Source organism: Reyranella aquatilis (assembly GCF_020880995.1).
Taxonomy (GTDB): domain Bacteria; phylum Pseudomonadota; class Alphaproteobacteria; order Reyranellales; family Reyranellaceae; genus Reyranella; species Reyranella aquatilis.
Map to the genome: position 1 here is coordinate 270653 of NZ_JAJISD010000001.1, position 18703 is coordinate 289355.

At 68.3% G+C, this 18703-nt stretch carries 19 protein-coding genes; 8 read left to right on the plus strand and 11 right to left on the minus strand.

What is annotated here, in order from left to right; genetic code table 11:
- The first annotated feature begins 25 nt into the window (after nt 1–25).
- The 8 genes from LJ725_RS01215 to LJ725_RS01250 all read left to right on the plus strand — a co-directional run bounded on the left by LJ725_RS01215 (nt 26) and on the right by LJ725_RS01250 (nt 8096).
- Nucleotides 26–2218 carry a sensor histidine kinase gene (locus LJ725_RS01215; RefSeq protein ID WP_230548796.1) on the plus strand — a complete coding sequence of 731 codons (2193 nt, stop codon included), beginning with the start codon at nt 26–28 and terminating at the stop codon, nt 2216–2218.
- A 32-nt stretch (nt 2219–2250) separates the two neighbouring features.
- Nucleotides 2251–3657, plus strand: coding sequence for a nitrogen assimilation response regulator NtrX (ntrX, locus tag LJ725_RS01220; protein ID WP_230548797.1), 1407 nt, complete (start codon nt 2251–2253; stop codon nt 3655–3657).
- 17 nt (nt 3658–3674) lie between these two features.
- Nucleotides 3675–4538, plus strand: a complete 864-nt coding sequence (gene dat / locus LJ725_RS01225; RefSeq protein WP_230548798.1) for a D-amino-acid transaminase — start codon at nt 3675–3677, stop codon at nt 4536–4538.
- A complete protein-coding gene (locus LJ725_RS01230; protein ID WP_230548799.1) occupies nt 4535–5191 on the plus strand; it encodes an HAD family hydrolase in 657 nt (218 codons plus the stop codon). Before dat ends, LJ725_RS01230 begins: the two co-directional genes overlap by 4 nt.
- 107 nt (nt 5192–5298) lie before the next feature.
- Entirely contained in the window at nt 5299–5544 is a 246-nt protein-coding gene (gene hfq / locus LJ725_RS01235; RefSeq protein WP_068189217.1) for an RNA chaperone Hfq, read from the plus strand.
- A gap of 1 nt (nt 5545) precedes the next feature.
- Complete coding sequence (hflX, locus tag LJ725_RS01240; RefSeq protein ID WP_268990364.1) at nt 5546–6904, plus strand: GTPase HflX; 1359 nt, start codon at nt 5546–5548, stop codon at nt 6902–6904.
- 68 nt (nt 6905–6972) lie between these two features.
- Nucleotides 6973–7260 carry a co-chaperone GroES gene (locus LJ725_RS01245; protein ID WP_230548800.1) on the plus strand — a complete coding sequence of 96 codons (288 nt, stop codon included), beginning with the start codon at nt 6973–6975 and terminating at the stop codon, nt 7258–7260.
- 5 nt (nt 7261–7265) lie between these two features.
- Nucleotides 7266–8096, plus strand: a complete 831-nt coding sequence (locus LJ725_RS01250) for an inositol monophosphatase family protein (RefSeq protein WP_230548801.1) — start codon at nt 7266–7268, stop codon at nt 8094–8096.
- A 27-nt stretch (nt 8097–8123) separates the two neighbouring features.
- Here LJ725_RS01250 and LJ725_RS01255 read toward each other — a convergent pair whose 3' ends face one another.
- The 11 genes from LJ725_RS01255 to LJ725_RS01305 all read right to left on the minus strand — a co-directional run bounded on the left by LJ725_RS01255 (nt 8124) and on the right by LJ725_RS01305 (nt 18617).
- Nucleotides 8124–8519 carry a VOC family protein gene (locus LJ725_RS01255; protein WP_230548802.1) on the minus strand — a complete coding sequence of 132 codons (396 nt, stop codon included), beginning with the start codon at nt 8517–8519 and terminating at the stop codon, nt 8124–8126.
- A gap of 35 nt (nt 8520–8554) precedes the next feature.
- Complete coding sequence (gene mazG, locus LJ725_RS01260) at nt 8555–9403, minus strand: nucleoside triphosphate pyrophosphohydrolase (protein ID WP_230548803.1); 849 nt, start codon at nt 9401–9403, stop codon at nt 8555–8557.
- A 74-nt stretch (nt 9404–9477) separates the two neighbouring features.
- Entirely contained in the window at nt 9478–10191 is a 714-nt protein-coding gene (locus LJ725_RS01265; protein ID WP_230548804.1) for a hypothetical protein, read from the minus strand.
- A gap of 27 nt (nt 10192–10218) precedes the next feature.
- Nucleotides 10219–10989 carry an MBL fold metallo-hydrolase gene (locus LJ725_RS01270; RefSeq protein WP_230548805.1) on the minus strand — a complete coding sequence of 257 codons (771 nt, stop codon included), beginning with the start codon at nt 10987–10989 and terminating at the stop codon, nt 10219–10221.
- Nucleotides 10980–11768: a TatD family hydrolase gene (locus LJ725_RS01275; RefSeq protein WP_230548806.1), complete on the minus strand. Its 789-nt coding sequence runs from the start codon at nt 11766–11768 to the stop codon at nt 10980–10982. Before LJ725_RS01275 ends, LJ725_RS01270 begins: the two co-directional genes overlap by 10 nt.
- 1 nt (nt 11769) lies before the next feature.
- Entirely contained in the window at nt 11770–13377 is a 1608-nt protein-coding gene (gene metG / locus LJ725_RS01280) for a methionine--tRNA ligase (RefSeq protein WP_230548807.1), read from the minus strand.
- A 173-nt stretch (nt 13378–13550) separates the two neighbouring features.
- Nucleotides 13551–14681 carry a DNA polymerase III subunit delta' gene (locus LJ725_RS01285; RefSeq protein ID WP_230548808.1) on the minus strand — a complete coding sequence of 377 codons (1131 nt, stop codon included), beginning with the start codon at nt 14679–14681 and terminating at the stop codon, nt 13551–13553.
- Between the two features lie 3 nt (nt 14682–14684).
- A complete protein-coding gene (tmk, locus tag LJ725_RS01290; RefSeq protein WP_230548809.1) occupies nt 14685–15323 on the minus strand; it encodes a dTMP kinase in 639 nt (212 codons plus the stop codon).
- Complete coding sequence (locus tag LJ725_RS01295; RefSeq protein ID WP_230548810.1) at nt 15320–16618, minus strand: D-alanyl-D-alanine carboxypeptidase family protein; 1299 nt, start codon at nt 16616–16618, stop codon at nt 15320–15322. Before LJ725_RS01295 ends, tmk begins: the two co-directional genes overlap by 4 nt.
- Nucleotides 16602–17669 (minus strand): septal ring lytic transglycosylase RlpA family protein, encoded by a 1068-nt coding sequence (locus LJ725_RS01300; RefSeq protein ID WP_230548811.1) that lies wholly within the window; start codon nt 17667–17669, stop codon nt 16602–16604. The genes LJ725_RS01295 and LJ725_RS01300 overlap by 17 nt, the downstream gene beginning before the upstream one ends.
- Nucleotides 17670–17729: 60 nt before the next feature.
- Nucleotides 17730–18617 carry a lytic murein transglycosylase gene (locus tag LJ725_RS01305; RefSeq protein WP_230548812.1) on the minus strand — a complete coding sequence of 296 codons (888 nt, stop codon included), beginning with the start codon at nt 18615–18617 and terminating at the stop codon, nt 17730–17732.
- Between the last annotated feature and the right edge of the window lie 86 nt (nt 18618–18703).

Sequence of the window (18703 nt, forward strand, 5' to 3'; positions counted from 1 at the left end):
GGGCGTTTCACGCTTGGGCGACAAGATGAGCAAGGTGCTGCGCAGCCTGTCAGGCCGCGTGGCCGCCGTCTCCCTGGCCATTCTCGCGATCGCCGCCGGCACGGCGACCTATGCCTGGCTGGCCGGCTTCGTGCCCGAGTCCTTCAGCACGCGCGGCTGGATGACGGGCCTCCTGGTCGCCGACCTCGTCATCGCCATTGCCCTGGCGTCGGTCGTCGCCGTGCGTCTCACGCAGCTATGGCTCGACCGGCGGCGCGGCGCGGCGGGCTCGCGCCTGCACATGCGGCTGGTGCTGGTGTGCAGCGTCTTCACCATCACGCCGACGGTGATCGTCACCATCATCCTGTCGATGCTGGTGATCAGCCTCACCGATTTCGTCGTGAAACCCTCCCAGGCCTCCTACGAGGCCGCCCGTGCCATCGGCGAGCCGGTGCGACGCGCGCGCGAGCAGGAGATCCTGAACGACATCGAGGGCATCTCCAGTCCCCTGCAGGCGGAGGGCGTGGACGCACTGCGCGATCCGGCCGCGACCAAGGCGCTGCTGCAGCGATTGATCGAGGGGCGTCCCATCATCGAGGCGACGGTTCTCGATGCCGACAAGGGGGTGATCGCTCAGGCCAAGGCGCCCGACGCCGAGGGCATGGCCAACCCGGTGCCGCCCGCGCAGTTCCTTTGGCAGGCGGTCAACCAGGCGCGGCCGGTGCAGTTCGAATCGCCGACCGGTGCCTACTTCGTGATGCAGCTCTTCGTCGGCGAGCCCCTGTTCCTGGCGACCGGCCATGCCGTCGACCTGCGCGTCGTCGACTACATCAAGAGCATCGAATTCGCGGGCTCCTTCTACTCGCAGATCGAATCGGCGCTGCGGCGCAGCCAGCTCATCCTGTTCGTGGTCTGCGGCGCCATCGCCTTCCTCATGCTGCTGGCCGCCGTGTGGCTGGCCATCCTGTTCGCCTCGCGCCTCACCGAGCCGATCGGCGGACTGATGCAGGCGGCCGAGAAGGTGCGCGGCGGCGATCTCAGCGCCCGCGTCGAGGAGGGGCCGCCCAACGACGAGCTGGGCCAGCTCGCGCGCTCGTTCAACCGCATGGCCAGCCAGATCGAGCAGCAGCGCGGCGAACTGGTTCATGCCAACACCGAACTCGACACGAGGCGCCGGCTCACCGACGCGGTTTTGGCCGGTGTCTCCGCGGGTGTCCTGAGCGTAGACGGCGAGGGCATCGTGATGCGCTCCAACCGCTCCGCGCTCAACCTTCTGGCGCTGCCCGAGGACGGCGTTCTGGGGCGGCCGCTGATTTCGGTCATGCCCGAGCTGGCGCCGCTGGTCGCACAGGCGGCGGAGCGTCCCGACCGGATGACACAGGGCCAGGTCGAGATCCTGCAGCGCGGCTCACGGCAGATTCTGCTGGTGCGGATCAGCGCCGCCACGGGTGCTGGCTATGTGGTCACCTTCGACGATGTCACCGACCTGATGTCGGCGCAGCGCATGGCGGCATGGGGCGATGTCGCCCGGCGCATCGCGCACGAGATCAAGAACCCGCTGACGCCGATCCAGCTTTCGGCCGAGCGGCTGAAGCGCCGCTATCTCAAGCAGATCAAGGAGGACCCCGAGACCTTCACGATGTGCACCGAGACCATCATCCGGCAGGTCGGCGACATCGGCCGCATGGTCGACGAGTTCTCGTCCTTTGCGCGCATGCCGCGGCCGACCGTGAAGGAAGAGGATGCCAAGGAGATGTGCCAGCAGGCGCTGTTCCTGCAGCGCAACGGCAACCCGGATCTGCACTACACGGCGAACCTGCCGGCCCATCCGGTGCCGCTGAACTGCGACCGCCGCCAGGTCTCGCAGGTGCTGACCAACATCTTGAAGAATTCGGCGGAGGCGATCGAGGGCCGGGACGAGCGGCCGGACGCGCCTTTGCCACAGGGCGAGATCGTCCTGTCGCTGATCGAGGATGCCGCCGGCCTTCGGATCGTCGTCGAGGACAATGGACGCGGACTGCCCAAGGAAGGGCGCGAACGGCTCACCGAGCCGTACATGACGACCCGCGCCAAGGGCACCGGCCTCGGCCTCGCGATCGTGAAGAAGATCATGGAAGACCATGGCGGGTTCCTGGCGCTCGAGGATCGCGAGGGTGGCGGGGCCCGCATCAGTCTGGTATTCCGGCGAGACGCGAAGGAAATCGCGTCGGCCGGCGCTCACGCGACAGCCGCACAATGACCCGCCGTTCCATGCGGGCTGCTTGAAGTGACATGGCCCACGATATTCTGATCGTCGACGACGAACGCGATATCTGCACGCTGATCGCCGGCATCCTCGAGGACGAGGGCCACACCGCGCGGCGTGCCCACAACAGTACCGAAGCGATCGAGGCCGTGCGGCAGCGCCGTCCCGCGCTCGTCATCCTCGACGTCTGGCTGCAGGGCAGCGAGCTCGACGGCCTGCAGATCCTCGAGGTCATCCGTCGCGAGGATCCGCCGATCCCGGTGGTGATGATCAGCGGCCACGGCACGATCGACACCGCCGTCTCGGCGATCAAGACCGGCGCCTACGATTTCATCGAGAAGCCGTTCAAGGCCGACAGGCTGCTGCTGGTGGTCGACCGCGCGATCGAGGCCGACAAGCTGAAGCGCGAGAACCTGGCGCTGCGCCGCCGCGCCGGCGGCGAGGTGACGTTCGTCGGCTCGTCGAGCGACGCCGCCAACGTGCGCGCGCAGATCGAGCGGGTGGCGCCGACCGGCAGCCGCGTCCTCGTCACCGGCGCCTCCGGTTCGGGCAAGGAGACGGTGGCGCGCCTGATCCACCAGGGCTCCAAGCGTGCCGACGGCCCGTTCGTCGTGGTCAACTGCTCGACCCTGCCGGCCGAACGGCTGGAGATCGAGCTGTTCGGCACCGACGGCGAGACCGCCGCCGACACGCTGCGCGTCTCCGGCGCCTTCGAGATGGCGCATGGCGGCACGCTGGTGCTGAAGGAAGTGGCCGACCTGCCGCTGCCGCTGCAGAGCCGGCTGGCGCGCCTGCTGCAGGAACAGTCCTATGCCCGCGACGGCGGCAAGACCAAGGTCGAGATCGACGTGCGTGTTCTGGCGACGACGGCGCGCGACCTGCAGGCGGAGATCGCCGCGGGCCGTTTCCGCGAGGAGCTCTTCCACCGGCTGAACGTCGTCGGGCTGCGCGTGCCGCCGCTCAGTGAGCGCCGCGAGGACATTCCCGAGCTGGCGCAGGACCTGCTGAAGCGCGTCGCCGACGCGACCGGCCTGCCGCCCCGCACGATCGGCGAGGACACGCAGGCGGCGCTGCAGGGCCACGACTGGCCGGGCAACGTGCGCCAGCTGCGCAACGTCATCGAGCGGCTGCTGATCCTGGCGCCGCCGGGCGGCGCCCCGATCCGCGCCGACGTGCTGCCCAACGACGTCAGCGAGGACGCGCCCTCGGTGCTGCGCTGGGAGAAGGGCGGCGAGATCATGCAGCTGCCGCTGCGCGAGGCTCGCGAGGTGTTCGAGCGTGAGTACCTGCTGGCGCAGGTCACGCGGTTCGGCGGCAACATTTCACGGACGGCGACCTTCGTCGGCATGGAGCGCTCGGCCTTGCATCGCAAGCTGAAGTCGCTCGGCCTGCACGGCGGGGTGCCCGAAGGCGGCGCCGAGCCGCCGGTCTGAGCAGGAGAGAGGGCGTCATGGCGCGTTATGCCTATGTCAACGGTCGCTACGTCGAGCATCGCGAGGCCAGCGTCCACATCGAGGATCGCGGCTACCAGCTGGCCGACGGCGTCTACGAGGTCGTGGGCGTGCGCGACGGCAAGCTGATCGACGAGAAGCCGCACATCGACCGTCTCGACCGCTCGCTGAAGGAGCTGCGCATCGACTGGCCGGTGTCGCGCAACACGCTGGGTTTCATCATCCGCGAGCTGATGCGCAAGAATCGGCTGCGCGACGGCCTGGTCTACATGCAGGTGACGCGCGGCGTGTCGCGGCGCGACCACGGTTTCCCCACGACGCCGGTGAAGCCCGCGCTGGTGCTGACGACCAAGGCGACCAAGCATATCGTGGCCGATGCCGGTTCCGGCGTCGCGGTGAAGAGCATGCCAGACATCCGCTGGGAGCGTTGCGACATCAAGACGGTGGCGCTGCTGCCCAACGTGCTGGCCAAGCAGGCCGCGCGCGAGGCCGGGGCCTACGAGGCGTGGCTGCTGGACGACAAGGGCTGCATCACCGAGGGCGCCTCGACCAATGCCTGGATCGTGACGCAGGACGGCGAACTGGTGACGCGCCAGACCGACAACGGCATCCTCTCCGGCATCACCCGCAGCTCGCTGAAGACGATCTGCAACTCGCTGCAGCTCAAGCTGGTCGAGCGGCCGTTCAGCCTCGAGGAGGCGAAGAAGGCCAAGGAAGCCTTCATCACCAGCGCGACCTCCTTCGTGACGCCGGTGGTGAAGATCGACGGCGAGAAGGTGGGCGACGGCAAGGTCGGCGCCACGGCGCGCCGGCTGCGCGAGGAATATGTCCGCTTCTCCGAGGCGGGAGAGGCCGTGACGTGAGCCGGCCCGCGGGCCTGCAGCCTCCGCGCGCGGTGCTGTTCGACTGGGACAACACGCTGGTCAACACCTGGCCCACGATCGTGGAGTGCTACCGCGACACCTTCACTGCACTCGGTCTGCCCCCCTGGACTGCGGCCGAAGTGCAGGACCGGGCGCACGGCTCGTTGCGCGAGCTGTTCCCGACGCTGTTCGGCCCGCGCGCGGCCGAGGCGGAGAAGGTGTTCTACGAGACGTTCCTGCGCATCCACCTGGAGCGGCTGGAACCGCTGGACGGTGCCGCCGACCTGCTGGCGCACTGCCACGCCAGGGGCTGCTACGTGGCGATCGTCAGCAACAAGGTCGGCCATAACCTGCGGGCCGAGGTGGCCCATCTCGGCTGGGGCCAATGGATCGCCAAGGCGGTGGGCGCGCGCGACGCCCCCCGCGACAAACCAGCACCCGACCCCATCTACCTGGCGCTCGACGGCACGGGAATTGCCCCTGACGAAAGCGTGTGGATGGTGGGAGACACCCAGGCCGATCTCAAGAGTGCGCATGCGGCGGGGTGTCTTCCAGTCCTGGTGGGTGGCGCGGAGCAATTGACTGCGGCGCTCCTCGAACATCCGCCGAAGCTGCGCGCGCGTAATTGTCATGAGTTGGTGGCATTGCTTTGAGACCAACCTCCCCTATATTTGAGGCAACTCGGTAGCGGGGAGGGACCCCGTACCTTCTGAACTGGCGACCCCTCGGAAGCCGGCTGCCCAGCAAGAGGCCAAGAAATATGAGCGAAAAGGCACAGAACGTTCAGGACGTCTTCCTGAACCACCTTCGGAAGAACAAGACTCCGGTCACGATCTTCCTCGTGAACGGCGTGAAGCTGCAAGGCATCGTCACGTGGTTCGACAACTTCTCGGTGCTGCTGCGCCGCGATGGTCACTCGCAGCTTGTCTACAAGCATGCGATTTCGACCATCATGCCCGTGACCCCGGTGCAGCTGTTCGACGGAGACAAGGCCGACGCAGGCTGATTTGATCGACGAATTCGACGAAGACGAGCAGGAAAAGCGCAGCCGCAAGCCGTTGGAAACCGCGCGCCCCGCGACGGTGGCTGCGGTCGTGTGTCCCTATACGGCTGGCCCGCGCGGTCGCGGCAGCGATCGTGACAGTCAGGCCAAGCTCGAGGAAGCCGTGGGCTTGGCCCGCGCCATCGATCTCGACGTGCGCCTGGCGCAGGTCGCGCCGCTGCGCCAGGTCACGCCGGCGACGCTGATCGGCAAGGGCGTGGTGGCGCGCATCGCCGCCGCGGTCGAGGAAATGGGCATCGGCCTGGTCGTGGTCGACGACAAGCTCACCCCGGTGCAGCAGCGCAACCTGGAGAAGGCCTGGCAGACCAAGGTCATCGACCGCACCGGCCTGATCCTGGAGATCTTCGGCGCGCGTGCGCGTACCCATGAAGGCCGGCTGCAGGTCGAACTGGCGGCGCTCGACTATCAGCGCGGCCGTCTGGTGCGGTCGTGGACCCATCTCGAACGCCAGCGCGGCGGCTTCGGCTTCCTGGGCGGCCCCGGCGAATCGCAGATCGAGATCGACCGCCGCCTGATCGGCGAGCGCATCGTGCGCATCAAGCGCGACCTCGAGGCGGTGCGCAAGACGCGCGAGATCAACCGCGCCGGCCGCAAGAAGGCACGGCTGCCGACGGTGGCGCTGGTCGGCTACACCAACGCCGGTAAGTCGACGCTGTTCAATCGCCTGTCCGGCGCCGACGTGATGGCCAAGGACCTGCTGTTCGCCACGCTCGACCCGACGATGCGGTCGATCAAGCTGCCCAACGGCAAGGGCTGCGTGATCTCCGACACGGTGGGCTTCGTCTCCGATCTGCCGACGCATCTGGTCGCGGCGTTCCGCGCCACCCTGGAAGAGGTGATCGAGGCCGACCTGATCGTGCACGTGCGCGACATTTCCCATCCCGACACCGAGCAGCAGCGCGCCGACGTCGAGGACGTGCTGCGCGAGCTCGGCGCGCTGGAGGAAGGGGCGGGACGTCCCTTCATCGAGGCGCTGAACAAGATCGATGCCCTGCCGGCGGATCTCCGGCAGGTGCTGGAGACGCGGACCGCCACGGGCGCCGAGCGCGCCCGCCAGTATCCGGTCTCGGCGCTGACCGGCGAGGGCGTGGACCACCTCATGAACGCCGTTGCCGACCTGCTGGGCGCCGCCGGCGAGGCACGCGAAGTCTCAGTGCCGCTCTCGGACGGTGCGACAATCGCCTGGCTCTACCGCCATGGCGAAGTCCGCAGCCGCCGCGACGAGGGCGAAACCGCCTGGCTGACAGTCGCCCTGGACGAGGCCACGGCGGCCCAGTTCGAGCGCCGCCAGCAGGCGCGTTGACACCCGGCGGGCGCACTTCCTATAAGCGGCAAAATTTCGAACACCAACCTCAGGACGAAGGAAACACCATGAGTTTCAAGCCCTTGCACGATCGTATTCTGCTGAAGCCGGTGGCCGCCGAGACCCGCACCAAGGGTGGGCTGATCATTCCCGACACGGCCCAGGAAAAGCCGATGCAGGGCAAGGTCGTCGCGGTCGGCAAGGGCCGCCGCCTCGAGGACGGCCGCCTGCAGGAGCTGGGCGTCAAGGTCGGCGACACGGTTCTGTACGGCAAGTGGTCCGGCACAGAGGTCAAGCTGGCCGGCGAGGACCATGTGATCCTGAAGGAAGAGGACCTCTTCGGCGTCGTCGGCTGAGGCCGATGCTCGACGCCGGCGGCTCGCAAAGGGTCGCCGACCTCATGCGCGAGACGGCGGCAGCCGAACTGCTGCCCCGTTTTCGCAATCTTTCCAAGGAAGACGTCCGCCAGAAACGGCCGGGTGACATCGTCACTGTGGCTGACGAAGCGGCCGAGCAGCGGCTTGCCTCGGGGCTGGCCAAGATCCTGCCCGGCGTGCCGGTGGTGGGCGAGGAGGCCGTCGAGAAGGATCCGGGCCTTCTCGACCTGATCGCCCGGCCGGGCGAGGCCTGCTGGATCGTCGATCCGCTCGACGGCACCTCGAACTTCGCTGCAGGCCGCGACCGCTTCGCCATCATCGTTTGCCTGGTGCAGGACCGGGCCGCGATCGGCGGCTGGATACTCGACGTGCCGCACGACCGCATGGCCGTGGCCCATCGCGGCGCAGGCGTCACCTTCGACGGCGCCGCCGTGCGCGGACAGCCGGCCGCGGCGCCGCTGAACGGTTTCGTCGGCTACAAGATCGCCAAGGCCTTCGACGAGCAGCTGTCCCCGGGGAATCGCGCGCGCCTGGGCCGGATCACCACGCTCCGCTGCGCCGGCGCGGAATACCTCGAAATTCTCGCGGGCCGCGCAGATTTCAGCCTGTATCGCACGACCAAGCCGTGGGACCACGCGGCCGGCACGCTGATGATGCGCGAGGCCGGCGGCGGCGCCGTACAGTTCGGCAGCGATCCCTACATGCCGGGCCAACCCCTCAACGCCGGCCTGATTGCGGCTCCGACGGAACAGGCTCTGGCCGAGGCGAGGGCGCTCCTCGAAGCCGCCCGGCTGCCGCTGCTCAACCGCGGATAAAGGAAGCGCGGACCCGGCGCGAAGGCGCTAGGCGCCGCGGCGTCCCTCGGCCGGATCGTTGCAGAAGAGGGCGAGCTTGTTGCCTACGGGATCGCGGAGATAGGCGACGTAGAAGTGCTCGCTGTAGTCGGCTCGGAAGCCGGGGGCGCCTTCGTCGCACCCGCCCGCCGCGATGCCGGCGGCATGGAGGGTCCGCACCAGGGCGTGGGTGGCAGCCCGGAACGCCAGCATCGAACCATTGCCGACGGTCGCCGACCGGCCGTCGAAGGGCCTGACGACGTAGACGTCCGGCGTGTCGGGGCGCGAGAACACGATGCCGTGGCCGTCGTCCTTCCGGTCGTAGCCGAGCGGCCCCAGGATCGCCGAATAGAAGCGGCCCGAGCCGGGCACGTCGTCGGCCCCGATCATGACGTAACCCAGCATTCCAGGCGCTCCTTGCAAGGGCCAGGCGAAACGCCTCAGGCCTGCGTCTTGGCTTCCTGCCAGAGCGCTTCCATCTCCTCGAGGCTGGCCTCGGCGGGCTTGCGGCCGGCTTCGCCCAGGCGTCGCTCGATGTAGCGGAAGCGCTTCTCGAACTTGTCGTTGGTGGCGCGCAGGGCGACTTCGGGATCGACCTTGCAGTGGCGCGCCAGGTTGGCCACGGCGAACAGGACATCGCCCAGTTCGTCGGCGACCTTGGCCTGCTCGAGCTTTCCGGCCTCCAGCTCGGCGCGCAGTTCGCCCAGTTCTTCCTCGATCTTGTCGATGACTGGGCCGATCGTACCCCAGTCGAATCCGACCCGGGCAGCGCGCTTCTGGATCTTCTCGGCGCGCATCAGCGCGGGCAGGGCGCGCGCCACCCCGTCCAGGGCACCGGCCGAAGCCTCCGCCGCCGCGCTGCCGTCGCTGGCGGCCTTGGCCGCGCGCTCGGCCGCCTTGCGGGCCTCCCAGGACACGGTCTGTGCATCCGCGGTCTTGATATCGAGATCGCCGAAGACGTGCGGATGGCGGTCCACCATCTTGTCGGCGATGGCGGCCGCCACGTCGTCGAAGCCGAAGACCTGGGCCTCGCTGGCGATCTGGCTGTGATAGACGACCTGCAGCAGCAGGTCGCCGAGCTCTTCCTTGAGCGCCGGCAGGTCGTCGCGCTCGATGGCGTCCGCGACCTCGTAGGCTTCCTCGATCGTGTAGGGCGCGATGCTGCGGAAGGTCTGGTCGATGTCCCAGGGGCAGCCATGCTGGCGATCGCGGAGCCAGGCCATGACCGCGAGCAGCCGCGGCAGCGGTTCCTTGGGCAGGGATTCCGGCGTGGGTTTGCCTGAGGTCATGGCGTCGAACTCATTCCCGATTATCGTATAATATATATTATGACAAATATAGACTATCTATCCTATACAAAGGATTACCAGTCGATCCGCATGTTCTGGGTAATCAACGCCAGCAGCTGCAGCCCGCGGCCTGCCTCGTTGGCCGGCATGCCGAGCGTCACCAGAACGCCGACCTTGGGGTTTCGTGGATTGGGCACGACCAGGTCGAACACGGTGCGCGGACCGCTGTCGCTCGGCCCCTTCGGGACGTTCTCGTAGACGATGACGAAACTGCCGTCCGAGAGCTTGCGGGCCTGCGCCTGGACGCCCGGCCGGCGGGCCTTCATGGAGCCGGCCTTGGTGGCCGCATAGTGCTCGGCGTCCTTGACGCCCTCGTAGGCGAAGTCGACCCGCCAGACGATCAGCCGGATGCGCTTGTCGAGCGTATAGGCGATGCCCCGCTCCCCATCCTCGCTGGCCTGCCAGCCCATGGGCAGCAGCAGTTCCACGTTCACCGAGCCGAAACGCAGCCGGACGGCCTGGCTGGCCTGGTCGATGCCAAGGACGCGGGTGAAGCTCTGGCTGGTGCCACCGCCGATGCTCTGTTCGCCGCGGGTGTAGCTGGAGCCATTGTCGGGCGTCCCGAAATCCCGGAACGTCAGCCCGCCAACGTCCAGCCGGTCGGCCGCCCGGGCCGCAAAAGGCGCCGCCAGGGGCGCCAGGCCGAGCACCAGGGCGCCCGCCAGGAAAATCCGGCGTCCGGACTCCTTTCGTTTACGCTCAGGTGTCAGATGAGGATTGATCGCCATCCATTTGGAATACAACAATTCTTCACCTTAAAGATCGATCTGGAGACCGTCATGGCAAGGCGTCACGTGATCCGGCGTCGTCCGGTCGACTTCCGCATAGTCCATATCGACATGCATGTTGGTCAAGAACGCCCGGCGTGGCTTCAGCCGTTCGATCCATTCCAGGGCCTGGTCGAGATGGGCGTGGGTCGGGTGCGGGCGGTAGCGCATGGCGTCGACGATCAGCACCTCGACCCCCTCGAGCGCCTGCAGCGATTCCTCAGGCAGCGCCACCACGTCGTTGGCATAACCCACGCCGCCGAAGCGGAAGCCCAGCGACGGGATCGTGCCGTGATCCTGCAGGAACGGCACTACGGGAAGGCCGGCGGCCGTGAACGGGCCCTCGATCACCGTGTGGCGGTAGATCGGATTGTAGAAGCCCGAGCCCTCGGCCTGGAAGCAGTAGCCGAATCGCCGGTTCAGCACCGCATGGGTGCGCGCGTCGGACCACGATTCGATCTGGCCCTGGCGCAGCGCGTAGGGCCGCAGGTCGTCGATCCCGTGGACCTGGTCGGCATGGTCGTGGGTCCAGATCACCGCGTCGACGCGCTCAACCTCGGCGTCGAGGAGCTGGCTGCGCACGTCGGGCGAGGTATCGACCAGCACGGTCTTGCCCTGGTCCTGCACGAGGATGGAGCAGCGGCGGCGACGGTTGCGCGGGTCGGCGGGGTTGGCCGCCCCCCACTCGCCCTTCCCGCCCTTGCCGCCCGGCCGGGGGACTCCCGCGGATGTGCCGCAGCCCAGGATGGTCACGCGCACCGGGAACGCTCCGCCTTGGTGAACAGCCGGAAGAAATTGTCGGTCGTCGCGGCCTCCAGGTCGGCAAGGCTCACGCCCTTCAGTTCGGCGACCTTGGCGGCGGTATGGGCGACATAGGCCGGCTCGTTGGTCTTGCCGCGCTTGGGGATCGGCGCGAGGTACGGCGCGTCGGTCTCGACCAGCAGCCGGTCGAGTGGCAGGTCGCGCACGATGGTGCGCAGGTCCTCGGCGGCCTTGAAGGTCACGATGCCGGAGATCGACACGTAGAGGCCCAGCGCCAGCGCGCGCTCGGCGACGGCGCGGCCCGAGCTGAAGCAATGGATCAGGCCGGGGAAGGCGCCCTTCGCGTATTCCTCCTCGAGGATGTCGCCCGTCTCGGCGTCGGCGTCGCGGGTATGGACGATCAGCGGCAGGCCGGTTTCCCGCGACGCCGCGATATGGGCACGGAAGCTCTCGGCCTGCTCGGCACGCGGGCTGTGTTCGTAGAAGAAATCGAGGCCGGTCTCGCCGATGCCGACCACCTTGGGATGGCGGGCGGCCTCGATCAGCCGGTCGGGGGTGCGTTGCCCCTCCTCCTTCGCCTCGTGCGGATGGACGCCGACCGAGCACCAGACATTGTCGTGCCGCTCGGCGATCGCCCGCACCCGCTCGAACTGGTCGAGCCGCGTGCCGATCGTGAGCATGCCGCCCACGCCCGCGGTGCGTGCTCGCGCCAGCACGCCGCTCTCGTCCGAGGTCAGCTCCGGGAAGTCGAGATGGCAGTGGCTGTCGATCAGCATGTCAGCCGGCGACCTTCGGCTGCTTCGGCGCCTTGGGTTGCTTCGGCGGCTTGGCCGGCGCCGCGGGCGCCGCCGGCTCGATGAAGCGCGGGAAGACGCCCTGCGGCGGCGGCAGCGCCGTGCCGGAGACCAGCTCGTGGTCGAAGGCCGCGAAGACGCGCTTCTCCGGCGGCACCGCGAGCTGCTCCAGGATCTTCGCCGTGGCGTCGGGCATGAAGGGCTGCACCAGCAGGGTGACGCGCCGGATGGTCTCGGCCAGCACCCACAGCACCGTGTCGCGCCGCACCGGATCGGTCTTGGCGAGCGCCCACGGCGCCTGCGCATCGACATAGCGGTTGGCGTCGGCGATCACTTCCCAGATCGAGGTCAGCGCCTTGTGGAAGGCCTGCTCGTCGAGCTCGGCGCGCACGATGGCCAGCAGGCCCTTCGCGCGGTCGAGCAGCGCGGTGTCGGCCTCCATCAGCTCGCCCCTCGGCGGAACCTTCTCGCCGCAGTTCTTGGCGACGATCGACAGCACACGCTGGCAGAGATTGCCGTAGGCGTTGGCGAGGTCGGCGTTCATGCGGCCGATCAGGGCGCGGCGAGAGAAGTCGCCATCGTTGCCGAACGGCACCTCGCGCAGCAGGAAGTAGCGCACCTGGTCGAGCCCATAGGTCTTCACCAGCTCGACCGGGTCGATCACGTTGCCCAGCGACTTCGAGATCTTCTGGCCCTCGTTGGTCCACCAGCCGTGCGCGAAGACGCGCTGCGGCGGCGGCAGGTCCGCGGCCATCAGGAAGGCCGGCCAGAACACGCAATGGAAGCGGATGATGTCCTTGCCGACCATGTGGAGGTTGGCCGGCCAGTACTTCCACAGCGGAGCGTTCTGGTCGGGGTAGCCGCACTCGGTGATGTAGTTGGTGAGCGCGTCCAGCCAGACGTACATGATGTGCTTCTCGTCGCCGGGAACCGGAATGCCCCAGGAGAAGCTGGTGCGCGACACCGAGAGATCCTGCAGGCCGCCCTTCACGAAGCTCAGCACCTCGTTGCGGCGGCTGTCGGGGCCGATGAAGGCGGGGTTCTTCTCGTAGAACGCGATCAGCCGGTCGGCCCAGGCCGAGAGCCTGAAGAAGTACGACGGCTCCTCGACCCACTGCACCTCGGCGCCGGTCGACGTGGCGCGGCGCTTGTTGTCGGGGCCGACCGCGGTCTCGCCCTCGACGAAATAGGTTTCGTCGCGCACCGAGTACCAGCCGGCATACTTGCCTTCGTAGATGTCGCCCGCCGCGACCAGCTTCTTCCACAGCGCCTGGCAGGCCGCGTAGTGGCGCGGCTCGGTGGTGCGGATGAAGTTGTCGGGGCTGTAGTTCATCACGCCGATCAGGTCGCGGAACGACTGGCTGACCTTGTCGGTGAAGGCCTGCGGCGGCAGGCCCGCGGCGGCGGCCGCAGTCTCGATCTTCTGGCCGTGCTCGTCGGTGCCGGTCAGGAAATGGACGTCGCAGCCGTCGAGACGCTTGAAGCGCGCGAGCACGTCACAGGCGAGCGTCGTGTAGGCATGCCCGATATGGGGCACGTCGTTGACGTAATAGATCGGCGTGGTGACGTAGTAGGTGCGGTTGCCCGACATGACGACTGAACTCCGGACTGACATGACGCCCCCACCGGGGCATGAGACTCAAGCGCGTTCAGGCCCGCATTCGTTCGCAGGGTGCTGAGTCTCCGATGTCGGACCGGGGCAACATGGCCGGTCTTTTCCCATGCCCATCCGCATGGATCAAGACTACCGCCCCAGTCGACGGCTCAGCGCGCGGCGCCCTGGAGCTTCAGAAAGCTGCCCATCACGGTCTGCTTGCGATCTAGATTGACCGCATCGGCGCGCGAAAACAGCCGGCCTACCTCGTCCGATGCCTCCATCCATCGATCGACGCCCGCGGCCTCGAGCAGGCGCGCGCGCAGGCCCGCCTCCATCGGCACGACGGGTGCAGATTCCGCCGTCAGCGCCGCCTGCCGCACCAGCCCCTTGAGCCAGCCGTCGAACAGGTAGTTCAGCGCGCGCCAGTCGGCGTTGGCTTCCTCGCCACGCTTGGCGAAGCGCTCGGCGAAAGCGTGCAGCTTCGGCATGTCGAGATCGGGAAGGGTCGCCAGCACCTCGACCATCTCGCGATAGAGAGCGAGACTGCCCGCGCCCGCCAGTTCGAGTGCCCGGCCGATACTGCCCTCGGCGAGACGGGCCAGCGCCCTTCTCTCCTCCGGATTGGTTTCGGGCGCGTGATCGCCCAGAAGCTTCACCACGGTATCTTCCGACAGAGGCTGCAGCGCGAGGCGCCGGCAGCGCGAGCGAATGGTCGGCAGCAGCCGGCCGGGCGCGTGCGAGACGATCAGCAGCACCGCGTTGGGCGGCGGCTCCTCGAGGATCTTCAGCACCGCGTTGGCGCTGTTGCGGTTCATCTCGTCGGCCGAATCGACGATGGCGACGCGCCACTTTCCCATCGCCGGCGTCATGTGCATGAACTCGCCGAGCCCGCGCACGTCGTCGACGGCGATCTCGGCACGGATGCGGCCGGTGTCGTGATTGAGCGAGCGGCGCAGGTGGAAGAGATCGGGATGCGAGCGTGCGTCGATCAGGTGGCGGCCCGGCGCGTCGCTCGACACGTCGAGGTTTTCCGGCCCACCGCCGAACAGGCCGCCCTGGTCCTGGCCCGCCAGCAGGAAGCGCGCGAAGCGCCAGGCCAGCGTCGCCTTGCCGATACCGCGCGGCCCGGTCATCAGCCAGGCATGGTGCAGACGCCCGCTCTGCTGTGCGGCCAGCAGGGTCTTCTCGGCCTGGTCGTGGCCCACCAGGCGGTCGTTGCGCCACGGCGGCGGCCAGCCATAGGGCCATTCGAGCTTTTCCAGCTCGGCCGGATCCGAGGGCGTCTTGCCGCGCGCCACCGCTCAGGCCTCGAGATGCCTGTCGAGGGCCGCCTCGATCGCGCGCGCGATGTCGTCGATGCCGGCCGTCGCATCGATCACGGTGCAGCGCGCGGGATCGGCCTCGGCGATGTCGAGGAAACCCTGGCGCACGCGCTCGTGGAATTCCCGCGGCAGCGATTCGTAGCGTGTCTCGTTGCCACGGCGCTCGGCGGCGCGCTTAAGCCCGGTCTCGACCGGCAGGTCGAGGATCAGCGTCAGGTCGGGCCGGAAGTCACCGACGGCAATGTCGTAGAGCTCTCCCAACATGGCGCGGTCGATGCCGTGGCCGTAGCCCTGGTAGGCCATCGTCGAATCGGCGAAGCGGTCGGAGACGACCCAGGTGCCGGCCGCGAGAGCCGGCAGGACGGTCGTGCGCAGATGTTCGCGCCGGGCCGCAAAGTGCAGCAATGCCTCGGTCACGCCGTCCCAGCGTTCGGCCGGCCCCTCGACCAGCAGCTTGCGGATCATCTCGGCGCCGGGCGCGCCGCCCGGCTCGCGCGTGGCGATACACTTGTGGCCGCGCTTCTCGATCAGCGCCTTGAGGCGGGCGACCTGCGTCGACTTGCCGGCCCCCTCCCCGCCCTCCAGCGTGATGAAGAGCCCTTCGGCTCCGTCTGTCACGACAGCCAGCCGAACATGTAGTGCTGGATCATCGTGGCGACGCGGCCAAACACGCCCATGCGCGGGACGTCGACGCCGGCCTCGAGCGGATACTCCATCGTCCGGTTGTCGGGCAACGTGACGACGGCGGTACCGAGCTTGGTGCCCTTGGCGATCGGGGCCGAGATCGGACCGTCGAAGCGCGCGACCACGCGCGGCGCGGCAGTCTGGCCGGTCGGCATCGTGAGTTGAACGGTCTTGGGCACGACCAGCGGAACCTTGTCCTGTGCGCCCAGCCACACCGGAGCCTCGACCACCATGTCGCCGGCGCGGAACACCGTCATGTTCGTCGATTCGCGGAAGCCCCACTCCATCAGCCGCGCCGTCTCCTGCGCGCGCTCGGCCATCGAGGTGAGTCCGTTGACGACCAGGATCAGACGTCGTCCGTCGCGCACCGCCGACGTCGACTGACCGTAGCCGCCCTCTTCCGTGTGCCCAGTCTTGAGGCCATCGGTGCCCGCCACGGTCTTGAGCAGGCGGTTTCGGTTCTCCTGCCGGATGTTGTTGTAGGTCCAGTTCGTATCCGCATAGTACTTATAGTATTGCGGGTAATCGTCGATCGTATGCCACGACAGAACCGCGAGATCGCGCGCTGTCGTGTACTGACCCTCCGCCGGCCAGCCCGATGCGTTCTTGAAGTTGGTCCGCGTCATGCCGATCTCACGCGCGCGCTTGTTCATGCGCTCGGCGAAGGCTTCTTCTGAACCCGCCAGTCCCTCGGCCACCACGACACAGGCATCGTTGCCCGACAGGATGATGATGCCCTTGATGAGATCCTCGACCGTGGCCTCGCTGCCCAGTTCGAGGAACATGCGCGAGCCGCCCATGTTGCGCGCCTTCTCGCTCACGCGGAAGCGCGTGTCGAGCTTCAGGCGACCGGCGGCCAGTTCGTCGAAGATGATGTAGATGGTCATCATCTTCGACATCGACGACGGCGGCATCGGCGTCTCGGCATCCTTGAACAGCAGCACCGTCGAGGTCTGCGGATCGACCATGAAGGCGTGGCGGGCCAGCGTGCCGATTCCGACTTGCGACGGCGGCAGCTGCTCGACCTTCGGCGCCGCCGGGGCCGCGGCGGCGGCGGCCGGTGCGGCCGCCTTCGGTGTCGCGGCGGGCGGCTTGGGTTTGGCCGGCGGCTTCTGCTGGGTCTGCTTCTTCGGCGGATCCTGCTGGGCATCGGCGGCCAGCGGGAGGGCGACCATGCCGGCCACGGCCAGCATCGCGACGAGGGCGCGCAGATCAGTCAGCAACGACACGGGCATCCCCATAGCCTGAACGCTTGAGCCGGTCGGCGACAATGCCGGCGGCGTCGGAAGTGGTATAGGGCCCCAGCCGCACGCGATAAACATCGCGTCCGTTGGCGGAGCCCTGCGAAACCTCTGGATTGCCGTAGCTGCGGACGGCGCCGCGCTGCCGCTCGGCATTTTCATGCGTCGAGAAGGCACCGACCTGCACGAAGAAACCGCCGGCCGACGATGGGGGCGCCGTCGCCGACAGCGACGCGATGGTGGGCGGCACGGCGCCCGAGGCCGACTGGGGCGCGGGAAACGGCGTGCCGTTGCCGCGCGGCGGGCTGGCATACACGGTCTGTGCGGGCGCCGGCGGCGGAGATGGCGGCTCGTAGGACGCCTGCATGACTTGCGGCGGCGGTGCGGCCGGCACGGGAGCCGGCACAGGGGCTGGCGCGGGAGCCGGCGCGGCGGCGGGCGCGCGCTTTCCGCTGGCGAGCTGGGCCAGGGCCTGCTGCTGCTCGGCAGGACCGCCACCACCCAGCGCGATCTCCTTCACCGTCATGCTCTCGGTCGAGAGCTGGTCGATGCGGACACGCGCCGTGCCCCTGCCGATCATGTCGATTTCCTGAGCCGCCGTGCGCGACAGGTCGATCACGCGGCTGCGCGCGAACGGGCCGCGATCGTTGACGCGGACCACCGTGCTCAGTCCATTGTCGAGGTTGGTGACGCGCACCACCGCCGGCATCTGCAGCGTGCGATGCGCGGCGGTGCGGTCGGACTGGTCGTAGCGCTCGCCGTTGGCGGTCGACTTGCCGTGGAAGCCCGGCCCGTACCACGAGGCGACCCCCGTCTCGGTAAGGGTGAACGTCTCCTGCGGCGTGTAGGTGACGCCGTCGATCTTGTAGGGCTTGCCGATCTTGTAGGTGCCGGACTGCGCGGCGCTGCCGCTCGCCCCGCTTCCCCCGCCCTTGTTTGAGGACCCGCAGGCCGCGACCGACGCCATCACGGCGATCGCGCCGCAGAGGCGGAGGGTCTGGAGGGCGGGAAATCGCTGTTTTACCAACGCTAGCGGCATGATGTTCAGATCATACATCATCTTGGACGGCCAGTGGAGCCGCCTCCTCGGGCTTTTGCGTCAGGCGGCGATCCTGTCCGACAGGAGCCCTACCGCGAGGGCGAAGAAATCCGACTGGTTCCAGCGCAGGATCACCTTGAAGTTCTCGGTCGTGGCATAGGCCGGTCCCCCGGCCCCCGCCGGCCGAACGATGCGCATGCCGGCCCCGCCCTGCGCGCCCGGCGAGACCTCGTCACCCCAGCGCAGGCCCGGCCGCCAGCCCACCTTCCGCAGGTAGTTCACGATCGAGGCGAAGACGTCGACCTTGTTGGTCCAGATGTCCTTGCGCCCGTCGCCGTCGCCATCGGCCGCATAGGCGATGAAGCTCGTGGGGATGAACTGGCATTGCCCCATCGCGCCGGCCCACGAGCCCTTCATCGCGTGCAGGCCGATATGGCCCTGCGACACGATCTTGAGCGCCGCGATCAGCTGCTCGCGGAAGAACTTGGCGCGGAAGTTGTTGTGGACCAGCGTGGCCAGCGCTTCGACCACCTCGAAGTCGCCCAGCCGGGTACCGTAGTTGCTCTCGATGCCCCACAGCGCGACGGCGACCGAGGGCGGCAGGCCGGCCGGGCCGGCGAAACGTTCGATCGTCGCGCGGTTCTCGGCCAGCAGGGCGCGGCCGCGGGCCACGCGCTCGCTCGAGACGACGCGGTCGCGGTAGGTCTCCCAGCTCATCTTGAACTCGGGCTGGTTGCGCGCCTGCTCCATCACCCGCGGAACCTCGCGGATGTCGGCCAGTGCGGCGTCGATCGTGCCGCGATCGACCCCGGCCCGCAGCGCCTCCTGGCGGATGCCCTCGAGGAAGGCCGGCGGGAAGCGCGGCCCGGACGTCTGGGCGGCGGCGGGAAGCACCAGGGGAAGCGGGGCGAGCGCCGCGCCGGCGCACAGAAGTCTGCGGGTGATCATGCGGCCTCTTTGCCGGTCAATCGTGCAGACTGTATGGCGCAGCTGGCGCCGGCGGCAAAATCGCGGTCTCAGGAAATCGTGCTGCG

What these genes read in the sequence shown, in the direction of transcription:
- LJ725_RS01215 (WP_230548796.1), top strand. Translation starts at nt 26, where the DNA reads ATGAGCAAGGTGCTGCGCAGCCTGTCAGGCCGCGTGGCCGCCGTCTCC.
- ntrX (WP_230548797.1), top strand. Translation starts at nt 2,251, where the DNA reads ATGGCCCACGATATTCTGATCGTCGACGACGAACGCGATATCTGCACG.
- dat (WP_230548798.1), top strand. Translation starts at nt 3,675, where the DNA reads ATGGCGCGTTATGCCTATGTCAACGGTCGCTACGTCGAGCATCGCGAG.
- hfq (WP_068189217.1), top strand. Translation starts at nt 5,299, where the DNA reads ATGAGCGAAAAGGCACAGAACGTTCAGGACGTCTTCCTGAACCACCTT.
- LJ725_RS01245 (WP_230548800.1), top strand. Translation starts at nt 6,973, where the DNA reads ATGAGTTTCAAGCCCTTGCACGATCGTATTCTGCTGAAGCCGGTGGCC.
- LJ725_RS01250 (WP_230548801.1), top strand. Translation starts at nt 7,266, where the DNA reads ATGCTCGACGCCGGCGGCTCGCAAAGGGTCGCCGACCTCATGCGCGAG.
- LJ725_RS01255 (WP_230548802.1), bottom strand. Translation starts at nt 8,519, where the DNA reads ATGCTGGGTTACGTCATGATCGGGGCCGACGACGTGCCCGGCTCGGGC.
- mazG (WP_230548803.1), bottom strand. Translation starts at nt 9,403, where the DNA reads ATGACCTCAGGCAAACCCACGCCGGAATCCCTGCCCAAGGAACCGCTG.
- LJ725_RS01265 (WP_230548804.1), bottom strand. Translation starts at nt 10,191, where the DNA reads ATGGCGATCAATCCTCATCTGACACCTGAGCGTAAACGAAAGGAGTCC.
- LJ725_RS01275 (WP_230548806.1), bottom strand. Translation starts at nt 11,768, where the DNA reads ATGCTGATCGACAGCCACTGCCATCTCGACTTCCCGGAGCTGACCTCG.
- metG (WP_230548807.1), bottom strand. Translation starts at nt 13,377, where the DNA reads ATGTCGGGCAACCGCACCTACTACGTCACCACGCCGATCTATTACGTC.
- LJ725_RS01300 (WP_230548811.1), bottom strand. Translation starts at nt 17,669, where the DNA reads ATGCCGCTAGCGTTGGTAAAACAGCGATTTCCCGCCCTCCAGACCCTC.
- LJ725_RS01305 (WP_230548812.1), bottom strand. Translation starts at nt 18,617, where the DNA reads ATGATCACCCGCAGACTTCTGTGCGCCGGCGCGGCGCTCGCCCCGCTT.